Source organism: Sphingobacterium sp. GW821-FHT03E03 (assembly GCF_059420745.1).
This window is the reverse complement of the sequence record NZ_JBWKUH010000004.1, coordinates 298841-318234: the sequence shown is the minus strand read 5'-3', so window position 1 is coordinate 318234 and position 19394 is coordinate 298841. Positions and strand designations below refer to the sequence as shown.

General features: G+C 40.4%; 16 protein-coding genes. 12 read left to right on the top strand and 4 right to left on the bottom strand.

The features are described 5' to 3' along the window. Window positions 1-330: 330 nt before the first annotated feature. A complete protein-coding gene (clpB, locus tag AC07UV_RS07810; RefSeq protein ID WP_259178850.1) occupies window positions 331-2931 on the top strand; it encodes an ATP-dependent chaperone ClpB in 2601 nt (866 codons plus the stop codon). Between the two features lie 99 nt (window positions 2932-3030). On the opposite strand, the gene AC07UV_RS07805 is transcribed toward clpB, so the two are convergent. Next, window positions 3031-3525 (bottom strand): TlpA family protein disulfide reductase, encoded by a 495-nt coding sequence (locus tag AC07UV_RS07805; RefSeq protein WP_495183258.1) that lies wholly within the window; start codon window positions 3523-3525, stop codon window positions 3031-3033. 157 nt (window positions 3526-3682) lie between these two features. Here AC07UV_RS07805 and purN point away from each other — a divergent pair, with 157 nt between their 5' ends. Continuing rightward, window positions 3683-4255, top strand: a complete 573-nt coding sequence (gene purN, locus AC07UV_RS07800) for a phosphoribosylglycinamide formyltransferase (protein WP_120257940.1) — start codon at window positions 3683-3685, stop codon at window positions 4253-4255. 256 nt (window positions 4256-4511) lie between these two features. On the opposite strand, the gene AC07UV_RS07795 is transcribed toward purN, so the two are convergent. Then, window positions 4512-5747, bottom strand: coding sequence for an MFS transporter (locus tag AC07UV_RS07795; RefSeq protein WP_495183257.1), 1236 nt, complete (start codon window positions 5745-5747; stop codon window positions 4512-4514). Window positions 5748-5839: 92 nt separating this feature from the next. On the opposite strand from AC07UV_RS07795, the gene AC07UV_RS07790 reads away from it, so the two are divergent. From AC07UV_RS07790 to AC07UV_RS07750, 9 genes are all read left to right on the top strand, one after another. Next, a complete protein-coding gene (locus AC07UV_RS07790; protein WP_282254872.1) occupies window positions 5840-6337 on the top strand; it encodes a DUF4442 domain-containing protein in 498 nt (165 codons plus the stop codon). A gap of 41 nt (window positions 6338-6378) precedes the next feature. After that, a complete protein-coding gene (locus tag AC07UV_RS07785) occupies window positions 6379-6795 on the top strand; it encodes a transposase (protein WP_495183256.1) in 417 nt (138 codons plus the stop codon). An 82-nt stretch (window positions 6796-6877) separates the two neighbouring features. After that, the gene (locus AC07UV_RS07780) at window positions 6878-7525 is read left to right on the top strand and encodes an SCO family protein (protein ID WP_495183255.1); all 648 of its coding nucleotides are present in this window, start codon (window positions 6878-6880) and stop codon (window positions 7523-7525) included. A gap of 1 nt (window position 7526) precedes the next feature. After that, window positions 7527-7946, top strand: a complete 420-nt coding sequence (locus tag AC07UV_RS07775) for a c-type cytochrome (protein ID WP_495183254.1) — start codon at window positions 7527-7529, stop codon at window positions 7944-7946. 213 nt (window positions 7947-8159) lie between these two features. Next, a complete protein-coding gene (locus AC07UV_RS07770) occupies window positions 8160-8762 on the top strand; it encodes a TetR/AcrR family transcriptional regulator (RefSeq protein ID WP_495183253.1) in 603 nt (200 codons plus the stop codon). An 8-nt stretch (window positions 8763-8770) separates the two neighbouring features. After that, window positions 8771-10096 carry a TolC family protein gene (locus AC07UV_RS07765; RefSeq protein WP_495183252.1) on the top strand — a complete coding sequence of 442 codons (1326 nt, stop codon included), beginning with the start codon at window positions 8771-8773 and terminating at the stop codon, window positions 10094-10096. Between the two features lie 28 nt (window positions 10097-10124). Beyond that, window positions 10125-11282, top strand: a complete 1158-nt coding sequence (locus AC07UV_RS07760) for an efflux RND transporter periplasmic adaptor subunit (RefSeq protein WP_495183251.1) — start codon at window positions 10125-10127, stop codon at window positions 11280-11282. 37 nt (window positions 11283-11319) lie between these two features. Further along, on the top strand, window positions 11320-14490 hold the full coding sequence (locus tag AC07UV_RS07755; RefSeq protein ID WP_495183250.1) for an efflux RND transporter permease subunit: 3171 nt from the start codon (window positions 11320-11322) through the stop codon (window positions 14488-14490). Between the two features lie 136 nt (window positions 14491-14626). Further along, window positions 14627-15238, top strand: coding sequence for an HAD family hydrolase (locus AC07UV_RS07750; protein ID WP_282254880.1), 612 nt, complete (start codon window positions 14627-14629; stop codon window positions 15236-15238). Between the two features lie 137 nt (window positions 15239-15375). Here the strand turns inward: AC07UV_RS07750 and AC07UV_RS07745 are convergent, their stop codons facing one another. Then, complete coding sequence (locus tag AC07UV_RS07745; RefSeq protein ID WP_495183249.1) at window positions 15376-16758, bottom strand: hypothetical protein; 1383 nt, start codon at window positions 16756-16758, stop codon at window positions 15376-15378. Window positions 16759-16772: 14 nt separating this feature from the next. Continuing rightward, window positions 16773-17378: an RNA polymerase sigma factor gene (locus AC07UV_RS07740; RefSeq protein ID WP_223580031.1), complete on the bottom strand. Its 606-nt coding sequence runs from the start codon at window positions 17376-17378 to the stop codon at window positions 16773-16775. A 224-nt stretch (window positions 17379-17602) separates the two neighbouring features. Here AC07UV_RS07740 and lysS point away from each other — a divergent pair, with 224 nt between their 5' ends. Next, window positions 17603-19321 (top strand): lysine--tRNA ligase, encoded by a 1719-nt coding sequence (lysS, locus tag AC07UV_RS07735; protein ID WP_495183248.1) that lies wholly within the window; start codon window positions 17603-17605, stop codon window positions 19319-19321. Window positions 19322-19394: the final 73 nt, after the last annotated feature.

Below are 19394 nucleotides of genomic sequence, written 5' to 3'. Positions count from 1 at the left end.
TCGAACCAATGACCTACTGATTACAAGTCAGTTGCTCTACCAGCTGAGCTAAAGAGGCTTTTTACTTCTTTTCAATCTTAAAACGACCTCCGTTTTAAGATGCTGCAAATATCGAAAGCCTAAATCAAAAATGCAAGTCCCTCGCTATAATTTTTACCCGCTTTGACGCCAAATATTTAAAAATCAACAGCATTATTTTTTAATACTGAAAATTTGTCATGAATCAATAAATATCAATGTCATTTTTTCCGAATTATCACGTAAAACCCGAATGGCACTTCAATTGTTATACCCCTACATATCAACAAAACTTTAATTAAGCGATACAGAATGAACTTTAACAATTACACAATCAAAGCCCAAGAGGCTATACAAAAAGCGTCGGAGATAGCTGCTGGAAATCAGCAACAGGCCATCGAGACAGCACATATATTAAAAGCATTACTTACTGTAGATGAAAATGTTGTCAGTCACCTATTAAAGAAATTGAACGTCAACATCCCCTACCTTGGCGCTGAGCTTGATAAGCAAATCGAGAGCTTCCCTAAAGTAAGCGGAAGCAATATCTATCTGAGCAGTGATGCAAACAACGCTTTACAGAAAGCACAAGGATATCTCAAAGAATTCAACGATGAATTTGTATCGGTCGAACATGTACTACTGGGTATATTGGCCACTTCAGACAAAACCTCATCCCTACTGAAATCACAAGGGGTGACGGAAAAAGATCTTAAGACGGCCATTAAAGAATTGCGGGGCAATAGTCGCGTGACTGATCAAAATGCGGAAGCAACTTACAACGCACTTGGAAAATATGCCCGTAACCTAAATGAATATGCCGAATCCGGCAAATTAGACCCGGTCATTGGCCGTGACGAGGAAATCAGACGTGTCATGCAGATTCTTTCACGACGTACCAAAAACAACCCCATACTCGTTGGCGAACCCGGGGTTGGTAAGACCGCTATTGCGGAAGGAATCGCCTATCGGATTATCAAAGGCGACGCACCAGAGAATCTAAAATCCAAAATTGTATTTTCTTTGGATATGGGCGCCCTGGTTGCCGGAGCTAAATATAAAGGTGAATTTGAGGAACGCTTGAAAGCTGTTGTCAAAGAAGTAACCGATTCCAATGGTGAGATCGTCCTTTTCATTGATGAGATCCACACCCTGGTTGGTGCTGGTGGTGGTGAAGGCGCTATGGATGCCGCAAACATCCTGAAACCTGCCTTGGCCAGAGGTGAGCTACGTGCAATTGGAGCAACCACGCTCAACGAATATCAAAAATACTTTGAAAAAGACAAAGCTTTGGAGCGTAGGTTTCAAAAAGTCATGGTGGAAGAGCCAGACACGCAAGACGCCATCTCCATCCTACGGGGATTGAAAGAACGTTATGAAACACACCATAAAGTGCGTATTCTCGACGAGTCTATTATTGCTGCCGTGGAGTTATCACAACGTTATATCGCGGATCGTTTTTTACCGGACAAAGCCATCGACTTAATTGACGAGGCGGCATCCAAATTACGTTTGGAGATGGACTCTGTACCAGAGGCCGTAGACGAACTGGAGCGCCGTATCATGCAATTGGAAATCGAACGCGAAGCGCTGAAACGTGAGAATGACGACAAAAAGGTACAGGAACTTTCTGAAAGCATTGCCAACTTATCTGCTGAACGCGACACCCTGAGAGCTTCATGGCAGGAAGAAAAAAGCCTGGTGGACAATGTGAACCAAGAAATTGAAAACATTGAAAACTATAAACTTGAAGCCGAGCAGGCCGAACGTTCAGGTGATTATGGTAAAGTAGCTGAATTACGTTACGGACGGATCAAAGAAGCTCAGGAAAAAGTGGAGAAACTAAAAGCTGAACTGGCTGAAAAACAGGAAAGCAAACGCATGCTCAAGGAAGAGGTAACTTCGGAAGATATTGCTGATGTCGTTGCCAAATGGACCGGAATACCCGTCAGCAAAATGATTCAGTCTGAACGTGAAAAGCTGCTGAACCTGGAAGAGGAACTTCACAAACGGGTTGCAGGTCAAGATGAAGCCATTGAAGCGATCTCTGATGCAATCCGCCGTTCAAGAGCAGGACTGAATGATGCGAAACGCCCAATAGGTTCATTCATCTTCCTGGGTACAACCGGGGTCGGAAAAACCGAACTCGCAAAAGCCCTGGCTGAATTTCTATTCGATGATGAACAATCTATGGTGCGTATCGACATGTCCGAATATCAGGAAAGGCATGCCGTATCCCGTTTGATTGGCGCGCCTCCGGGATATGTTGGTTATGATGAAGGTGGTCAGCTTACAGAAGCCGTACGCAGACATCCTTATTCGGTCGTATTATTGGATGAAATTGAAAAAGCACATCCGGATGTATTTAACATCTTGTTGCAGGTATTGGATGATGGTCACCTAACAGACAATAAAGGCCGTACAGTTAACTTTAAGAACACAATCATTATAATGACCTCTAATACAGGATCACATATTATCCAAGAGAATTTCAGTCATTTGGATGATGACAATAAAGAGGAGATCATTGCAAAAACACGTACTGAAGTGTTTGACCTACTCAAACAGTCGATCCGTCCAGAATTCCTGAACCGTATTGATGAAGTGATTATGTTTACACCATTGAGTAGAGATGAGATTGGTGATATTGTTCGACTTCAATTTGTGCATGTCCAAAAACAACTGGCCGAACAAAATATCTTTATAACAGCCTCGGATGAAGCGATGGATTGGTTGGCACAACTCGGATACGATCCGATCTATGGTGCTAGACCATTGAAACGTGTCATTCAGAAACGTATTCTGAATGAGTTATCCAAAGAAATCTTATCGGGCAAAGTCAGTCGCGATTCGATTATCAGATTGGATGTATTCGATGGAAAATTCGTCTTTATCAATAAACAGGAAGATTGATCATTGATAGCTTATAGTGATGAATAATCATAAAAGCCCCGCTAATGAAGTGGGGCTTTTATTCTATAAACTAGTATATTACTATAAGCCAACTATAATTTAATTACAAACTCCTACTGTTTTCAGCAATTTCTTCACATCGTCTTCCCCGTCAAGATGCTGCACTAAGGTCCTCGTTTTTGCATCATAAACATAAAGAGAAGGATAATTACTTGGGCTGAATTTTTCTATAAACTGTGTTCCCGAATCAAACAAAAATTTCACATTGGGAGCAGTTTTCAATGCTTTGGCATGCATATTAATAAATCCATCCACATAAGGTTTGTCGTTCATGGAGATAAAATAAAAACTAACGTTTTTTAGCTTTTGTAAATTCTGTGCAATGCCCGCCCCCATTTTCTGACAATGGCCACAGCCCGGATCATAAAAGTCCAAAACGATATAACCTGTCCTGGGCAATTTGTCCGAATTGAATTTGCCCGACCCATAGACCTCATCAAACGTAAATGCTGGAATTGTTTTTGGAGCCTGCGCAAATAAGGGTTGAAAAAGAAAAAATGCACATGCAAAAAATACGGAACAAAGTAACTTCATGTTAAAGAATTTTAAACTGACAATGAATATTCAATTAATTTTGATCAATAATACCTAAAAATGCGGTTCTATTCGTCAATATTTTAGTTTTTTTGCAAAAAATGCGTAAGTTTGGACTAATTTTTAAATCGATCAAATCTATTAACACTCATTAATCGTGAAAAAACGAATTGCCATTTTTGCTTCAGGTTCAGGGTCCAATGCTCAAAAAATAATGGAACATTTCAAATACTCAGATGAAGTTGAGGTTGCGCTGATCCTGTCCAACAACCCTGATGCTTATGTTATTCAACGCGCTGACAATTTTGAAATTCCAGCCCATATATTTGATCGCAATGAATTTTACAACACGGACAATGTCGTTAACATCCTTAAAAATTTGAATATTGATCTGATCGTTTTGGCAGGTTTCCTATGGCTTGTTCCAAACAATCTTTTAAAAGCCTATCCAAATCAGATCATTAATATCCACCCTGCTCTCCTACCTAAATATGGTGGCAAGGGCATGTATGGCGACCATGTACATAAAGCTGTTTTGGCCAACAAAGAAGAAGAGCATGGCATTACCATTCATTTTGCCAATGAGCACTTTGATGAGGGCGAGATTATTTATCAAGCAAAATTTAAGGTAGATGCGGGTGATACCCTGGATATCATTAAGTTCAAAGGACAGCAATTGGAACACCAGCATTTCCCGAAAGTAATTGAGAACCTAATCAAAAAAATGTAAAAACTACATTTTTATTTAGAATTATTTTAAACAAATTGTAACTTTGTCTCATGAACGAAGTTATTGAATCCTTTGTGGAACAGTGTGAAGGCGAGGGCAAAGCAAGCCCATTTCAATTTAGAAGTGCCGCAATGAATCCTTTTTCCGATTTTTCCTGTGTTTGTTTCAAAAAATGCTGTAAAAAATACAAAGAAGGGAAACGTTGCAAGAAGTGTCCAGGCCGAAAAAAATAGGCTGTTATTACTTTTATCTAGGCTTACTCCTCTAGATAGTTCAGATCCTTATCAAAACTTTCTTCGAGTTGTGTCAGTGAATACATCGCAATACCAGAAAGTACCAAGACCATCGTAATTGCCGCTGGGACAATACCAAACGAATCCACCAAAAGTCCATAGACCATTGTTGATGGTATCAAGGCACCTCTGACAAAATTAGGTGCGGTTGTAGCCACAGTTGCCCGCAGGTTGGTCCCAAATTGCTCCGCCGAAATAGTCACAAATGTGGCCCAATACCCTACTCCTAGCCCCATGACAAAAGCCAAAACTAAAAATTTATTGGCTGTAATTCCAGTACTCAAAAGATACCATAACGAACTACCGATAATAATCAACTGACAAATAAAAACCACCTTTTTCCGAGATTTTAGAATCTGCGCAAACACACCCGCTAACACGTCGCCAATAGAAATTCCTATATAAGCAAACATCACCCCTTTACCAGCGCTCAGGGTCTCTGATGCTCCTAGTGCTTTTCCTATTTCTGGAGCCTGCGTGACCAACACTCCCACCACAAACCAGATTGGCAAACCTATACAGAGACAATTGATATAGCGCTTCAATCGGCCTTTATCGGTAAAAAGCATCCTGAAATCACCTTTCGGAACATCCTTTTTATCCTGTTCCTTAAATAGCCCCGACTCAAAAGAACCAACACGCAATAGCAACAACAATAAACCCATTCCGCCACCAACAAAATAAGCTGTACGCCAATTGAATTCCTCCGAAACAAAGTAGGCTAAAATAGCGCCCAATACCCCAACACTGGCAACTAGCATCGTTCCATAACCACGCTTTGACTTATGCATGCTTTCCGAAACCAAGGTGATCCCCGCTCCCAGTTCCCCAGCCAATCCAATCCCCGCTATAAACCGGATAATTCCATACTGCCACACATCCCCTACAAAACCATTTGCAATATTCGCTAAAGAATAAAGTAAAATAGAACCAAACAGCACCTTTAAACGTCCGTATTTATCACCGATAATCCCCCAGATAATCCCTCCAAGCAACAAACCGCCCATTTGCATATTAAGAACAAATTCGCCTTTTACCCGCATCTGTCCTGTCGGCACCCTGATATCTGTAAAGGATTGAATGCGGACAATAGAAAAAATAATGAGATCATAGATATCGACAAAATACCCCAACGATGCGATCGTCACCAATAGCCATACCTTCTTGCTTTCAGCCTGTTTATCTTTTAATGTTGACATTTTAGGTTCTTTGATGCCGTAAAAATACCATAGTGAAATAAGAAAACCAAGATTTCGAAAAATAATCCGGTACATTGTTCTATTTTTGTATCATGAGATACAGTCCGCGTGCATTAACATGGCTATTGCGTTTTTACCCTCCTTTTTTATTTCAGGGAATTTGGGTAAAAAAAATTAGTCCCGGCTTTAAAGGAGCCGAGGTGAAAATTTACAAGACTCCGTTTAATATCAACACCAATAAAACCTTATTTGGTGGAACAATTTTCGCTGCTGCAGACCCGATATTTCCGATCCTGATTGATCAGTATCTTCAAAAAACAGGTTTTAAAAAAACCGTAGCTTGGCTCAAGTCATCTCGGATTGATTTTAAAAAACCCGGCAAAACGAGTGTGTGCTATTCTGTTCAACTTTCGGACGAACTATTGGACGAATGCACCCAAACCATTCGCACGAAAGGCAAGATTGTCAAAAACCTGAGTCTGGAAATAAAAGATAAAAATGATGAATTATGTGCTGTAGTACATTGTGAAACCTACATTCGTGACTTGAATTTTACATTCCCGGATAGAAATCGAAAGGTCGAGCAATAAGAAATTGATATCTTTGTCCAATTACCAAAAAAAATAGAAACATGAACAAAATCGCTTTCATGGCTATCGCATCCTTGGCAATAGCGGCATGTGGAACCACTGGCACAAACAATGTAAAGGTTTTACAAGATTCAACAATCAAAATCCATGATGAAATCATGCCTCAGATCGCGCATTTTGACCGCGATGCAGTCAAAATAGACTCTATCTTGAATAATCTAAAAACACTGAAAGCTGCTAAGTCGGACTTAGACACCACAGCAACAAAAAAGGAACTTGGTATATTGAAAGCCAATCTGGAGAGTGCAACAGACCATATGATGGACTGGATGAAAGCATATAAACCCGACAGTACCGATATCAAATATTTTGAAGTCGAATTACAAAAAGTATCAGACATGAAGAAAATATTTGATGCTGTCTCCAAGGAGAGCCAAGATAAATTAAAGAACTTCTAGGCGAGCCGCGCTGCTCACTACTTCCTTACAGCAGGATAGAAAAGCTCAATAGGGTAAATTGATAATGAAAGAATACAAACGGATGAAATCTATAATTAAACTTTGTTGTGCTACGGGCCTATTGCTTGGTTTATTTTCTTGCAAAAACACGAGCCAGTCCAACTTACCAATTTATGGCGAACGGGAAGCCGTCGAAAAAACAGTTGATGGAAAACAAGTGATAGATACGGTTTATCATACCATACCGGCATTTAAGTTTTTGAATCAGGATAGTATGATGATCTCAGAGAAGGATTTCGAGGGAAAAGTATACATCGCAAACTTCTTTTTTACCCATTGTCCAAGTATCTGCCCGACAATGAACCGTAATTTGCTCAAAATCTATACACAATATAAGGACAATGATGCGGTCCGTTTTTTGTCCCATAGTATAGATTTTAAATATGACCAACCTTACGTATTGAAAGATTACGCAAATAAATTAGGCGTAAGCAATGACCATTGGCAATTTGTTTCAGGTACAAAGGCAGATATATATGGTATAGCCAACCAATATATGGTTTACACGGCTGAGGATAAAAATGTACCCGGAGGTTATGATCACCAAGGTTATCTTGTCTTGATTGACAAAGATAAACGCATCCGTGGCGCTTATGACGGCACTAATGATGAGCAGGTAAAAAAACTAATGGATGACTTACCAAAGCTATTGAACGAAGCTAAAAAGTAATATGCGGACCCTCTTAACGACCTGCTTTATTATCGGATGCCTATTATCGGCTTTGATCGGCTGTCAAAGCGAAATTGATATTAGGACAGCACAATACACGGTAAATGGTCAAAAAGTGTATATAACACATTGTCAGAATTGCCATGGCGAAAAAGGAGAAGGATTGGGGAACCTCTACCCACCGCTCACAGACACCAAGTTTTTGAAAAAAAATCACCAGAAGCTTGCCTGTATCGTTAAACATGGAGCAACAGGGGAACTTGAGGTCGCAGGCAAGAAATTCAATAACACGATGCCAGCTTCAAATCTTTCCGCTGTTGATATTGCTTATGTACTGACCTATATCAATACAAAGATCAATAAGGGCAAGGAAATATTTCCCTTAAATGAAGTGGAAAAACAATTAAAAAATTGTCAATAAAAAAAAGGAACTTGTATAAAGTTCCTTTTTTTATGAGGCCTAATGCCAAAAAGCCACGTTAAATCCAGCCGACTAAAAAATAATCATCCAAAGCCAAAACAATTTAAATCTTTTTTCCTTATTGTAGTATTGATCCAAATTGTTTAGCTTTTATTGATTTATAACAATAATTTGACATTTTGGATTCAAATTAATCACTAATTTTGCAACCGAATGAACGTTCGATTGATGCAGACAAATGAAAAAATTGCAGCTGTCTTTGCTGCCACACTTAAACTGATACACACAAACGGTTTCCACGGGACGCCAATGAGTAAGATCGCACAGGAATCCGATGTAGCGATAGGAACTATCTATCACTATTTTCCCTCTAAAGATGATTTGATCTTTGCGCTGTTCAAACATTGCCGGTCAATCTTGAACGATTACATATTTGATGGGATAAAAGAAGACTTTGATTATAAAGCTTCTTTTTTTCATGTGTGGCGCAACTTTGTTCAGTTCTATTTAGAAAATGGACGGATCTTCAGTTTTTTTGAACAGTTTTTTTCCTCGCCTTATTACGAGAAGAATAAAGCGGAGATACAGGAACCTGTCGGTGGCCAAAACAAAGTACTTGACTTTTTGCAGGAAGGCATTGACAAAAAAATTTTAAAACAAGTAAATGTTCACCTATTGGTGGCTAGTTATATCGGAGTGGCTTTGTCCACAGTACATAGCATCAAATTCAAAGATCTTCACTTCTCCGAACAGAATATGAAGGAGCTGATGGAAATAATTTGGGATGGCGCTGTCAATAAAAATAAAAATAATTAATGAGATATATGAAGTTTAATAAAATCGTTTATTCCTTAGCGACCCTTTCGCTTTTGAGTAATACAGGATTTGCACAACAGCAATCTGAAAACTTGCCGCCAAATGCGACGCTTCAGCAGCTGATAGATTATGCTTTGCGAAATCAGATTTCGATCAAACAAGCAGAACTCGATGAGTCCATAGGTGAAAAAGATATAGACATTTCGCTCTCTGGCTGGTATCCGCAACTTGGTCTGACAGGTAGTGTCAGTCATAACGTAAAATTGCCAACCATGTTTTTTAATGGTGCCAATAGCCCTATGGGTGCAAAAAACAACAGCGCTTTAACACTGCAGGCAGACCAACAGATTTTAAATCCAGCGTTGATGCAAGCAAAAAAAGGCGCTGAATTAGTTCGTCTGAGCAATAAACAAAACACGGAAAGCCAGAAAATAAATGCTGTCGTTGAAGTCAGCAAAGCTTATTATGATATTTTGACTTCCGAAGAGCAAGTTAAAATTATCCGCGAAAACATTGCTCGGCTTCAAAAGCAACTGAAAGATGCTAAATCACAGTACGATGTTGGACTGGTTGACAAAACCGATTATAAAAGGGCTCAAATTGCACTCGCTAATTCCAATGCTGACGAAAAACGAACAGTTGAATTGCGGAAGTACAAATATGAGTACATGAAGCAACTGCTTGCATTAGATAAGACACAGAACTTGACGCTTTCATTCAACAATATGGATATGGAAGGTCAAGTGCTATTGGATACTACGGCTGGAATAAATGTTACCAACCGTATCGAATTCCAACAATTGCAAACTTCCAAAAAGATTCAGGAACTGAATACACAGTATTATAAATGGACCTACTTGCCAAATGTAAGTATTTTCTATAATTATGCATTTAACTATAGAAACAACAGCTTTGGTAAATTGTACAACGACAATATTCCAAGTTCGGTTGCAGGACTAAACTTATCATTACCTATTTTCCAAGGTTTCAAACGTAAACACCAAATCAATAAATCGAAGTTGCAGGAAGAGCGCATTGATTGGGATATCAAGAACTTGGAAAATATGGTCAATACTGAGTATTCCTTGGCAAAAGCAACTTACAATGCAAATTTAAACGATTGGAAAACAGCAAACGCGAATGTGGAACTGTCCAAAGAGGTTTATGAGACCATCAAACTACAGTACGATGAAGGGATTAAAACTTACTTAGACTTAATGACTGCAGAAACAGATCTCAAAACAACACAATTAAACTATTTGAATGCCCTTTATGCACTATTGTCAAGTAAATTGGATGTTCAAAAAGCAGTTGGTGCAATCCAAACTAATTAATCAATTCAAACGGAAACTAATACAAATCATGAATAAAAGACAATTATTATTCGCTTTCTTCCTTGGGACGGCTTTAGTATGGACCTCTTGTGGAAATAAAGATGCAAAAAAGCAAGGTGCAGCACAGGCTCAAGCCGAGAAGGTTGTTCCTGTTACCTTTGGCGCAGCATCACATGAGACTGTTACGGGAACCATAAGTTACCCAGCAACAGTCAAACCGTTGAACGAAGCAGACCTATTTGCAGAAGTAAGCGGTTATATTACCAAAATATATGTTTCAGACGGTGCTGTGGTCTCTAAAGGTCAAGCCTTATATGAGATTGACGGAACACGTTATAATGCAGCGGTACAACAGGCCAAAGCAAGTCTTCAAATCGCACAAACAGACCTTGACCGTCAAAAAAGAGATTTAGCGCGTTACCAAACATTGGCGGACAAAGATGCGATCGCTAAACAGGTTTATGATAATGCCGTTTCAAATGTTGCTTCTTCGCAAGCACAGGTAGAATCTGCACGCGCTGCATTGGTAACAGCAAATACAAACCTGTCCCGTTCTACGATTCGTGCGCCATTCTCCGGAACCATTGGTATATCACAGGTACGCTTAGGTGCTTTGGTCAATCCTGGTACTACGCTATTGAATACATTATCCTCAACAAGTCCGATTGCTATTGAGTTTCAGGTCAATGAAAAAGATATCAGCAAGTTTGCTCAAATGCAGAGCAGCCATGCTTCTTCGGACCTTTCTCTCTTATTGCCGGACGGAAGTACCTATGAAGGTAAAGGAAACATAACGACCATCGATCGTGCTGTTGACCCAGCGACAGGAACAATTAAAATACGGGCTACATTCCCGAACAATGCCAATGCGTTAAGAGCGGGCATGAATATCACCATGAATGTATCCACCACATCAGCAACTGAAGAAATCGTTGTCCCTTACAAAGCAGTCTTCGAACAATTGGGTGTGTTCAATTTATATGCCGTTAACGATAGCAGCAAAGCTGAAATCCGTCAGGTAAAATTGGGTATTAAAGCTGGTGATAAAATCGTTATCAAAGAGGGTGTCAAAGACGGTGAGAAAATCGTTGTTGATGGTGCCATGAATGTCCAAAATGGTGTTAAAGTTGTCGACGCTGCCACTGCTGCCCAACAAGCTGCAAAAGGCGCTCCGAAAGGAAAATAACAGCATTAATTTTTAAAGAGAATCTAAAAGATATAGAATGATTTCAGAAGTATTTATTAAGAGGCCAGTTACCGCAATCGTTATTTCGATATTGATTTCAATCATCGGGATTATTGCTGTATCTACGTTGCCAATCAGCCAGTACCCTTCTATTGCACCTCCAACCGTAACAGTTACAGCAAACTATACGGGCGCAGATGCACAGACGGTTGAGCAGACCGTGACAACACTGATTGAGAGTCAGATCAATGGTACACCTGGCATGATTTATATGTCGTCAAATAGTACTTCAAATGGTCAAGCAACAATTACTGTCACATTTGAAGTAGGTACCGACATCGATATCGCAACCCTAGACGTCCAAAACCGCGTCGGGATTGCAGAACCTGCCCTTCCAGAAGCTGTTAGACGTTTGGGGATCACTACCCGTAAAGCCAACAACGATATCTTGATGTTGGTGGCTTTAACATCACCCAAAGGAACCAGAGATGAAAATTTTCTGGCCAATTATAACAACTTGTACGTCAAAGATGCGTTATTGCGTGTCAAAGGTGTCGGTGATGTAACGGCCTTCGGTCAACCTTTCTCCATGCGTGTATGGTTAGATGCCAACAAATTGGCTAATCTAAGCATGACACCTGCAGATGTTTCCGCAGCTATTGCCGAACAAAATACCCGTATACCGGGAGGTAGTGTCGGAGCACGTCCACAAGAGTCTTCGACCGTATTTGAATATCCTATTATTACGGATAGTGACCTTTCTAATCCGGAGGACTTTGAAAATATTGTCGTAAAGACCAATAAAGATGGATCCATTGTACTTTTAAAGAATGTCGCACGCGTAGAACTGGGACAATTTAGTTATGGAACTTCTTCCAAAGTAAATGGAATGACCTCATCTGCGATGATGATCAACCAGACACCGGGTGGAAACGCCGTTGAATCTGCAGAAGGTATTGTTGCTGCCCTGGAAAAATTAAAGCAATCCTTTCCAACGGACGTTGATTACACCATCAGTTACGAGACCGTTTCTGTAGTAAATGCATCCATTTCTTCGGTAATCCATACCCTGGTGGAAGCATTACTTTTGGTAACCTTTGTGGTATTCTTCTTCTTACAAAGCTGGAGAGCAACATTAATCCCTGTTCTAGCGATTCCAGTGTCGATTATTGGTACATTCATCTTCTTCCTGATGTTTGGTTTCTCAGTCAACAACCTGACGATGCTTGCCTTTGTACTGGCCATCGGTATTGTGGTGGATGACGCCATCGTTGTGGTGGAAGCGGTACAGCACTATATTGACCACTATAAACTAGATGCAAAAGAAGCGACCCGTCGCGCAATGGGTGATATTACTGCGCCGGTTATCGCGATCGCCTTGATCTTGGCCGCGGTATTCGTTCCAGTAGGATTTATTCCGGGAATGGTGGGTAAACTGTATCAACAATTTGCGATTACCATTGCCGTATCGGTTATGTTATCCGCATTTATTGCCCTCTCCCTGACACCTGCGCTATGTTCAATTTTATTGAAACCAACAGCTGTACACGAAGGTGCAAAAGGATTGAACAAGTTCTTCTACAAATTCAACGTTTGGTTTGAGAAAGTGACGATCAAGTACTCACGCGGTGTAAAACAAGCCATCAAAAAGGCGCCGCTTGTATTGATTATCCTTTTATGTATCTTTATCGGTACAGGTTATATGTTTACCACCAAGCCAACAGGATTTATTCCTTCTGAAGACGGTGGTGCATTCTTCGCTGGTGTCACTTTACCTGAGGGTTCATCCTCTGCCCGTACCAATGAAGTATTAAAAGAGATCGAGGACGATTTACACAAGACCTTCCCTGAAATCAAATACGTTACAGCCATCTCGGGTATCAATATTTTGAACCGTGCCTTCAAATCAAATGGTGCAACGCTATTCGTCTCCCTAAAACCGTGGGAAACACGTACACGTACCGCAAACGATATCGCTGGCATGATCATGGGTAAATACATGGCTTATACGAAAGCTCGCGTATTGGCAGTAACGCCACCGGCAATCCCAGGTTTAGGTACTTCCGGCGGTTTCTCCCTACAAATTCAAGATTTACAAACAGTAAATATCAAAGATTTTGAAGCCACTGTAGGTAAATTTCTTATGGCGGCCAACCAACGTCCTGAAATTGGAATGGCCTATACCATGTTTAACACCAATTCGCCAAACTACAAATTGGAAGTAAATCGTGAACAGGCAAAACGTATGGGCGTACCGATCTCAAGTATCTATTCGACAATATCGGCCTATTTAGGAAGTAGCTATGTCAATGACTTTACGAAATATGGCCGTAGCTACCGTGTCGTTACACAAGCCGATATCCCCTACCGGATGAACATTGAAGACATCAACAAGCTGTATGTCAACAATACGATGGGCAATCCAGTGCCGATGGGTACCTTGGTGAAGTATGAGCTAATAACAATGCCTTCAATCATCAACCACTACAATATCTTTAGAAGTATCGAGATCAATGGTAGTTCTGCCCCAGGATATTCTTCTGGAGATGCGCTGAAAGCTTTGCAAGAAGTTGCGGCGCAGACATTACCGGAAGGATTTGACTATCAGTTCTCAGGTCTTTCATTACAAGAGATGCAGTCCGGATCGAAGACCGTCCAGATCTTTGCTTTATGTATCTTATTTGTATTCTTGCTGTTGGCAGCGTTGTATGAAAGCTGGTCTGTTCCATTCTCTATCCTCCTATCGGTTCCTTTAGGGGTATTTGGAGCAATCTTGACCTTAACGTTGATACCGTCTTTAGATAATAATATCTATGCACAAATCGGTCTGGTAACCATCATTGGTCTTGCGGCCAAGAATGCGATCCTAATTGTGGAATTTGCCAAAGAACGGGTTGATATCGGGATGAATCTCTATGAAGCGACATTAGACGCTGTAAAATTGCGTTTACGTCCGATTATCATGACCTCTTTTGCATTCATCCTGGGTATTATTCCATTGATGTTATCACACGGTGCTGGTGCCATATCTCGCCAAACAATCGGTTGGACGGTATTCGGTGGTATGACTGCGGCAACACTGTTGGCAATTTTTATCGTACCGGTTCTATTCGTTGTGATCACACGAATGGCTTACGGTAAGAAAAAATTGGCTGAATTAGAAGCTAATTTTGATGAAGAAAAAGCGAAGAACTTAAGTGCACATTAAGCAAATAAAATTTGCAGTATGCGCTAAGAACGGACTATATACCATAAGACGCCTTTCCTTCTGACGAAGGAAAGGCGTCTTTCTTTTGGCTCATCCAATTATAATTTTTAATTTTACCACACACTATTAAATAGATATGTCACCTGAATCACAACGTAAATTTGAACAGCTAAATCTTCTTGCCGAATCCTATGATGCCCTACTATTTGACGTCGACGGTACTTTGGCCGACAACATGGATGCCCATAAACAAGCGTATAAAGCTGCCGCCGAACAATATGGTGTCACTTTGGATGTCACTCTTATTGACGAAACGGCCGGCTGGCCTACGGTCGCTGTTGCAGAGGAAATCAGTAAACGCTATGGCGTAGATTTCAATTATCAAGAATTCTCAACATTGAAGTCCACCATATTTCGGGACGAATATGTCTTTAAAACAAAGCCGGTAGATTATGTTGTTGAACATTTAAAATATCAAAAGGGTAAAAAACATATTGCTGCTGTCTCAGGAGGCACAAGAACAACCTTGTCGATGACTCTGACAACCATAGGTGTATGGGATGACCTGGAAACATTGGTGTGTGCCGGCGATACAGCAGAAGGTAAACCCTCGCCGCAACCGTTCTTACTCGCTGCTTCACAGTTGAATATTGCTCCAGAAAAATGTTTAGTCTATGAAGATGGAGTTCCGGGGGTAGAAGGTGCAAAAGCCGCCGGAATGGGCTGGGTTCGTGTAGACGAGCTATAATCGATCAAATAAAGACGCTACAAAAAGCCCCCGAATTTTCTATCGAGGGCTTTTCTTTTATTCCTGCGCTCCCTCCTTTCAGACTGTTCAATTCTGGAAGGGGTTCGCGTCTACTTTTTGCATAGCTTCTTTCTAAACTAAAAGCTAGTGATAATTTTCACACCACCATTACTGTAATTCAGATCAGACGATCTTAAACCACCAACCGGTATTTTATAATAGGGTTCCACAGAAATGGAAAGTTTTCCTACTTTCTGTTTTCTTCCGACCGAGAAATTCACAAAACCATTTACACCTTTATCATCCACATTCTTTTCGGTGGATTTTTGCTTATATTCTGTATTGTTGGTTTCGTAAATGGTCGCGCGTTCCTGATCCAGTACACCAACATAAGAAACCCCAACAGAGGTATAAAAATTCTTAGTGATTGCATAGCGAACATCAACCGGAATATCCACCGTCAAAATTTTACCGGAGACACGTTCGTTGCTTTTGGCATCTTTTGCATCGGCTAAACCCTTTGCAAAAGCATTACTCAAACCATTGGGTTGCGAAAGATAACTTGGTGCGTTCATTTCAAAAGAATTGGAAGCCATCGCCGGTGTAATGGGTGTATTTCCCGAAACAGCGCCATAGTGTTGGATAGAAGCACCTGAACGAATGCTGACCTTACTCGAAACATTATAGGCCAGGGCAACTCCTCCACCAAGAGTAATACTTTCAGAAGTGGAAGCTGGAGACACAAATGCGCCCATTTCCCATTTTCTATCGAGATCATTGTTGCTTTTTAACATCACACTACTCTTCTGGTTTCCCTGTTGTCCAGCATATAGTGCCGCAAGACGTGCAGCCTCACGTTGGATCTGTGTAGAAGAAACAGCTGTATTTGAGTTCGTTGATATCACATTTGAATGTGTTGCTGTGGCAACCTTAGTCCCTGTCGTGATATCTGTCGAAGCAGTAACTGTAGGGTCATCCAAATTGATCTGTGCGGATAGTGTACTATTTCGCAGTTGCATGGCCTGCCCACCCAAAGCGGCTAAATTATTTGATACACTGATATTATTTCCACGTACTGCCTTTCCACCAAATAGCACAAACTGTTGTTGCTGACTGTTATCGGCAGGTTGGCTTTCCACTTTCGAATACGTAAACGGTCTATCCCGCAATAGCTCCTGCGCACTTAGCCCCTGCTCTGCAGTAACATCAGACAATGAGCGTTGAATAGATTCTTTTAAATCTTTATTATCCGCGAGAACCTCGCTATTTTTATCATTTTGCGTTAAAACTGCAGAAGACGGAGCTACCGAAGAATTATTTTTCAAACCCCAATACCCCACACCAAAACATAAAAGTACCGCGGCAGCCGCGCTCCAATATTTCCAGGCGGAAGAAGGCGGGGCTGCTACCCCATGCTTTGATGCAAACTTTTCCCAGGAGCCTTCACGATATGGTAGCTCATGGTCTTTTAATTGCCCAATGATTTCTTCTATCAATTCTTTTTTCTTATTGCCTTCCATTGTAACAACAATATTTATCTTATTTCTTGAACTACACCTGTATAGTCCAAGTATAATTTTCTCAGTTTTTGTTTTGCCCTTGTCAGATAAGTACGCGAAGTACTATCCGGTATATTTAGCATCTGGGCAATTTCATCATGTGAATACCCTTCTATTTCATAGAGATTAAAAATAGTTTTTTGAATTTCGGGAAGCTGATCCAACAGACTCAGAATTTCATTCACTTCTAAGCGGCTGTCCAATTGAACCGACGGTGTGTGCATATCCCCTTCAGCCATATCCTCCACGGAATACATTTGTTTTTTACCCCTCAAAAAATCAATAGAGATATTGGCCGCGATTCGACCGATCCAGGCCCTAAATGACTTTTCAAGGTTCTCTGCATCGATATCCATATTAAAGGATTCCAACTTTCGAAAGATCCGGACAAAGCTCTCATTCACAAGTTCCTCGGCATCCACATCCTGTTTGACATAGCGGATAATGATTGCCATGAGGTAGCCATAATATTTTTTATAGACGAAAGCCTTTCCGTCCTCACGATTTCGCAAGCAACGCTCCAGGGCATCATGTAAAGATGATAGCTTCTTGTTATAAAAATATGACTGAATAATTCCCACTTAAACTATTTTAATATTAAGCTTCAAATAACGAAAATAAAATTATAAAACTTAAAATCAAATAGTCGAATGTCCCCGCTTAATATCACTATTTAACTATTTTTATTCTCCTAACGGTTCCGGTTTATATTTCGCTACACTGCTTTCAAAAAAATGAATAAAAAGAATTGAAAAAAATGGCTATTTTTGCATGATTTTCACATTTTAAATATTATTCAGACCGAATGAGTACTGTATTATCCGAACAGGAACAACTTAGAAGACAGGCGATGCAATCGTTGTTGGATATGGGAATCGAGCCTTTTCCAGCAAATGAATTTGTCGTCAACGCACACGCTGCCGATATTTTAGAAAACTACGATAGAGATAAATTGAATTATAAGAACATTACCATTGCCGGACGTATCATGAGCCGTCGTGTTATGGGAAGTGCTTCATTTTTTGAAATTCAAGATTCTACCGGACGTATCCAGGCCTATATCAAGCGTGATGACGTATGTCCTGATGAAAATAAAGATCTCTATAATGTCGTTTTCAAGAAACTATTGGATATTGGCGATATTGTAGGTGTCAGAGGATATGTTTTCACAACGCAAACCGAAGCTATCGCAATACACGTTGAAGAACTTACCGTATTATCCAAATCTTTGCGCCCGCTTCCAATCGTTAAATCTGCAGAAGGAAAAACTTTCGATGCGTTTACGGATCCGGAGCAACGTTACAGAATGCGTTATGTGGACTTGATCGTGAACCCTGCCAATAAAGAAATATTTGTAAAACGTACCAAGCTTTTCAATGCCATGCGTCAATTCTTTAATGATGCTGGTTATATGGAAGTGGAGACACCTGTTTTGCAGTCTATCCCCGGTGGTGCCACTGCACGTCCATTTATCACACACCATAATGCACTGGATATTCCCTTATATCTTCGTATCGCCAATGAACTTTATCTAAAAAGATTGATCGTGGGTGGTTTTGACGGTGTGTATGAGTTTTCAAAGAACTTCCGCAACGAAGGAATGGACCGTACCCATAATCCCGAATTTACGGCAATGGAAATCTATGTAGCCTACAAAGACTACAATTGGATGATGGATTTTACAGAACGCCTTTTGGAATATTGTGCTGTGGCAGTCAATGGTACCACTGAAGCAACTTTTGGTGAGCATAAAATTGATTTCCGTGCGCCATATAAGCGTATTTCCATGACCGATTCCATCAAAGAATTTACAGGATTTGATATCACAGGCAAAACCGAAGATGAAATTCGTGTTGCTGCGAAAGGCATGGGAATCGACGTCAACGAAACAATGGGTAAAGGCAAGCTAATCGACGAAATTTTCGGTGCCAAATGTGAAGGGAACTATATCCAACCAACATTCATTACGGATTATCCAAAAGAAATGTCACCATTGACAAAGAAACATAGAGACAATCCGGATTTAACAGAACGTTTCGAGTTAATGGTCTGTGGAAAAGAGATTGCCAATGCTTACTCGGAATTGAATGACCCGATTGATCAACGCGAACGCTTTGAGGATCAATTACGTCTTTCAGAGAAAGGTGACGATGAAGCGATGTTTATCGACCAGGATTTCTTGCGTTCATTAGAATATGGTATGCCTCCTACTTCTGGTTTGGGAATAGGTATGGATCGCCTGATTATGTTCCTGACAAATAATGCTTCTATTCAGGAAGTATTGTTCTTCCCACAAATGCGTCCAGAGAAAGTAGCAAAAGTTGCTGATGTGAAAGACTATGAAGAGCAAGGCATTCCAGCGGAATGGGTACCAGCTCTACAAAAAATGGGTTTTACAACCATTGAAGCATTGAAAGAAGCCAATCCGAATAAAGTTTTCAATGATCTGGGTGGTATGCGTAAAAAGCTAAAACTAGAGGTAGCGATGCCGAGCAAAGAGGATGTACTTGCTTGGTTTAACTAACCGACTACAAGCATATAAAAGGCGTGTCTGAAAAAATCGGATACGCTTTTTTTATAAAATCCTTACCCAAGAA

Excerpts from the sequence above, each read along its gene's own strand:
- clpB (WP_259178850.1), top strand. The coding sequence starts at position 331 with ATGAACTTTAACAATTACACAATCAAAGCCCAAGAGGCTATACAAAAA.
- AC07UV_RS07805 (WP_495183258.1), bottom strand. The coding sequence starts at position 3,525 with ATGAAGTTACTTTGTTCCGTATTTTTTGCATGTGCATTTTTTCTTTTT.
- AC07UV_RS07795 (WP_495183257.1), bottom strand. The coding sequence starts at position 5,747 with ATGTCAACATTAAAAGATAAACAGGCTGAAAGCAAGAAGGTATGGCTA.
- AC07UV_RS07790 (WP_282254872.1), top strand. The coding sequence starts at position 5,840 with ATGAGATACAGTCCGCGTGCATTAACATGGCTATTGCGTTTTTACCCT.
- AC07UV_RS07785 (WP_495183256.1), top strand. The coding sequence starts at position 6,379 with ATGAACAAAATCGCTTTCATGGCTATCGCATCCTTGGCAATAGCGGCA.
- AC07UV_RS07780 (WP_495183255.1), top strand. The coding sequence starts at position 6,878 with ATGAAATCTATAATTAAACTTTGTTGTGCTACGGGCCTATTGCTTGGT.
- AC07UV_RS07775 (WP_495183254.1), top strand. The coding sequence starts at position 7,527 with ATGCGGACCCTCTTAACGACCTGCTTTATTATCGGATGCCTATTATCG.
- AC07UV_RS07770 (WP_495183253.1), top strand. The coding sequence starts at position 8,160 with ATGAACGTTCGATTGATGCAGACAAATGAAAAAATTGCAGCTGTCTTT.
- AC07UV_RS07765 (WP_495183252.1), top strand. The coding sequence starts at position 8,771 with ATGAAGTTTAATAAAATCGTTTATTCCTTAGCGACCCTTTCGCTTTTG.
- AC07UV_RS07760 (WP_495183251.1), top strand. The coding sequence starts at position 10,125 with ATGAATAAAAGACAATTATTATTCGCTTTCTTCCTTGGGACGGCTTTA.
- AC07UV_RS07755 (WP_495183250.1), top strand. The coding sequence starts at position 11,320 with ATGATTTCAGAAGTATTTATTAAGAGGCCAGTTACCGCAATCGTTATT.
- AC07UV_RS07750 (WP_282254880.1), top strand. The coding sequence starts at position 14,627 with ATGTCACCTGAATCACAACGTAAATTTGAACAGCTAAATCTTCTTGCC.
- AC07UV_RS07745 (WP_495183249.1), bottom strand. The coding sequence starts at position 16,758 with ATGGAAGGCAATAAGAAAAAAGAATTGATAGAAGAAATCATTGGGCAA.
- lysS (WP_495183248.1), top strand. The coding sequence starts at position 17,603 with ATGAGTACTGTATTATCCGAACAGGAACAACTTAGAAGACAGGCGATG.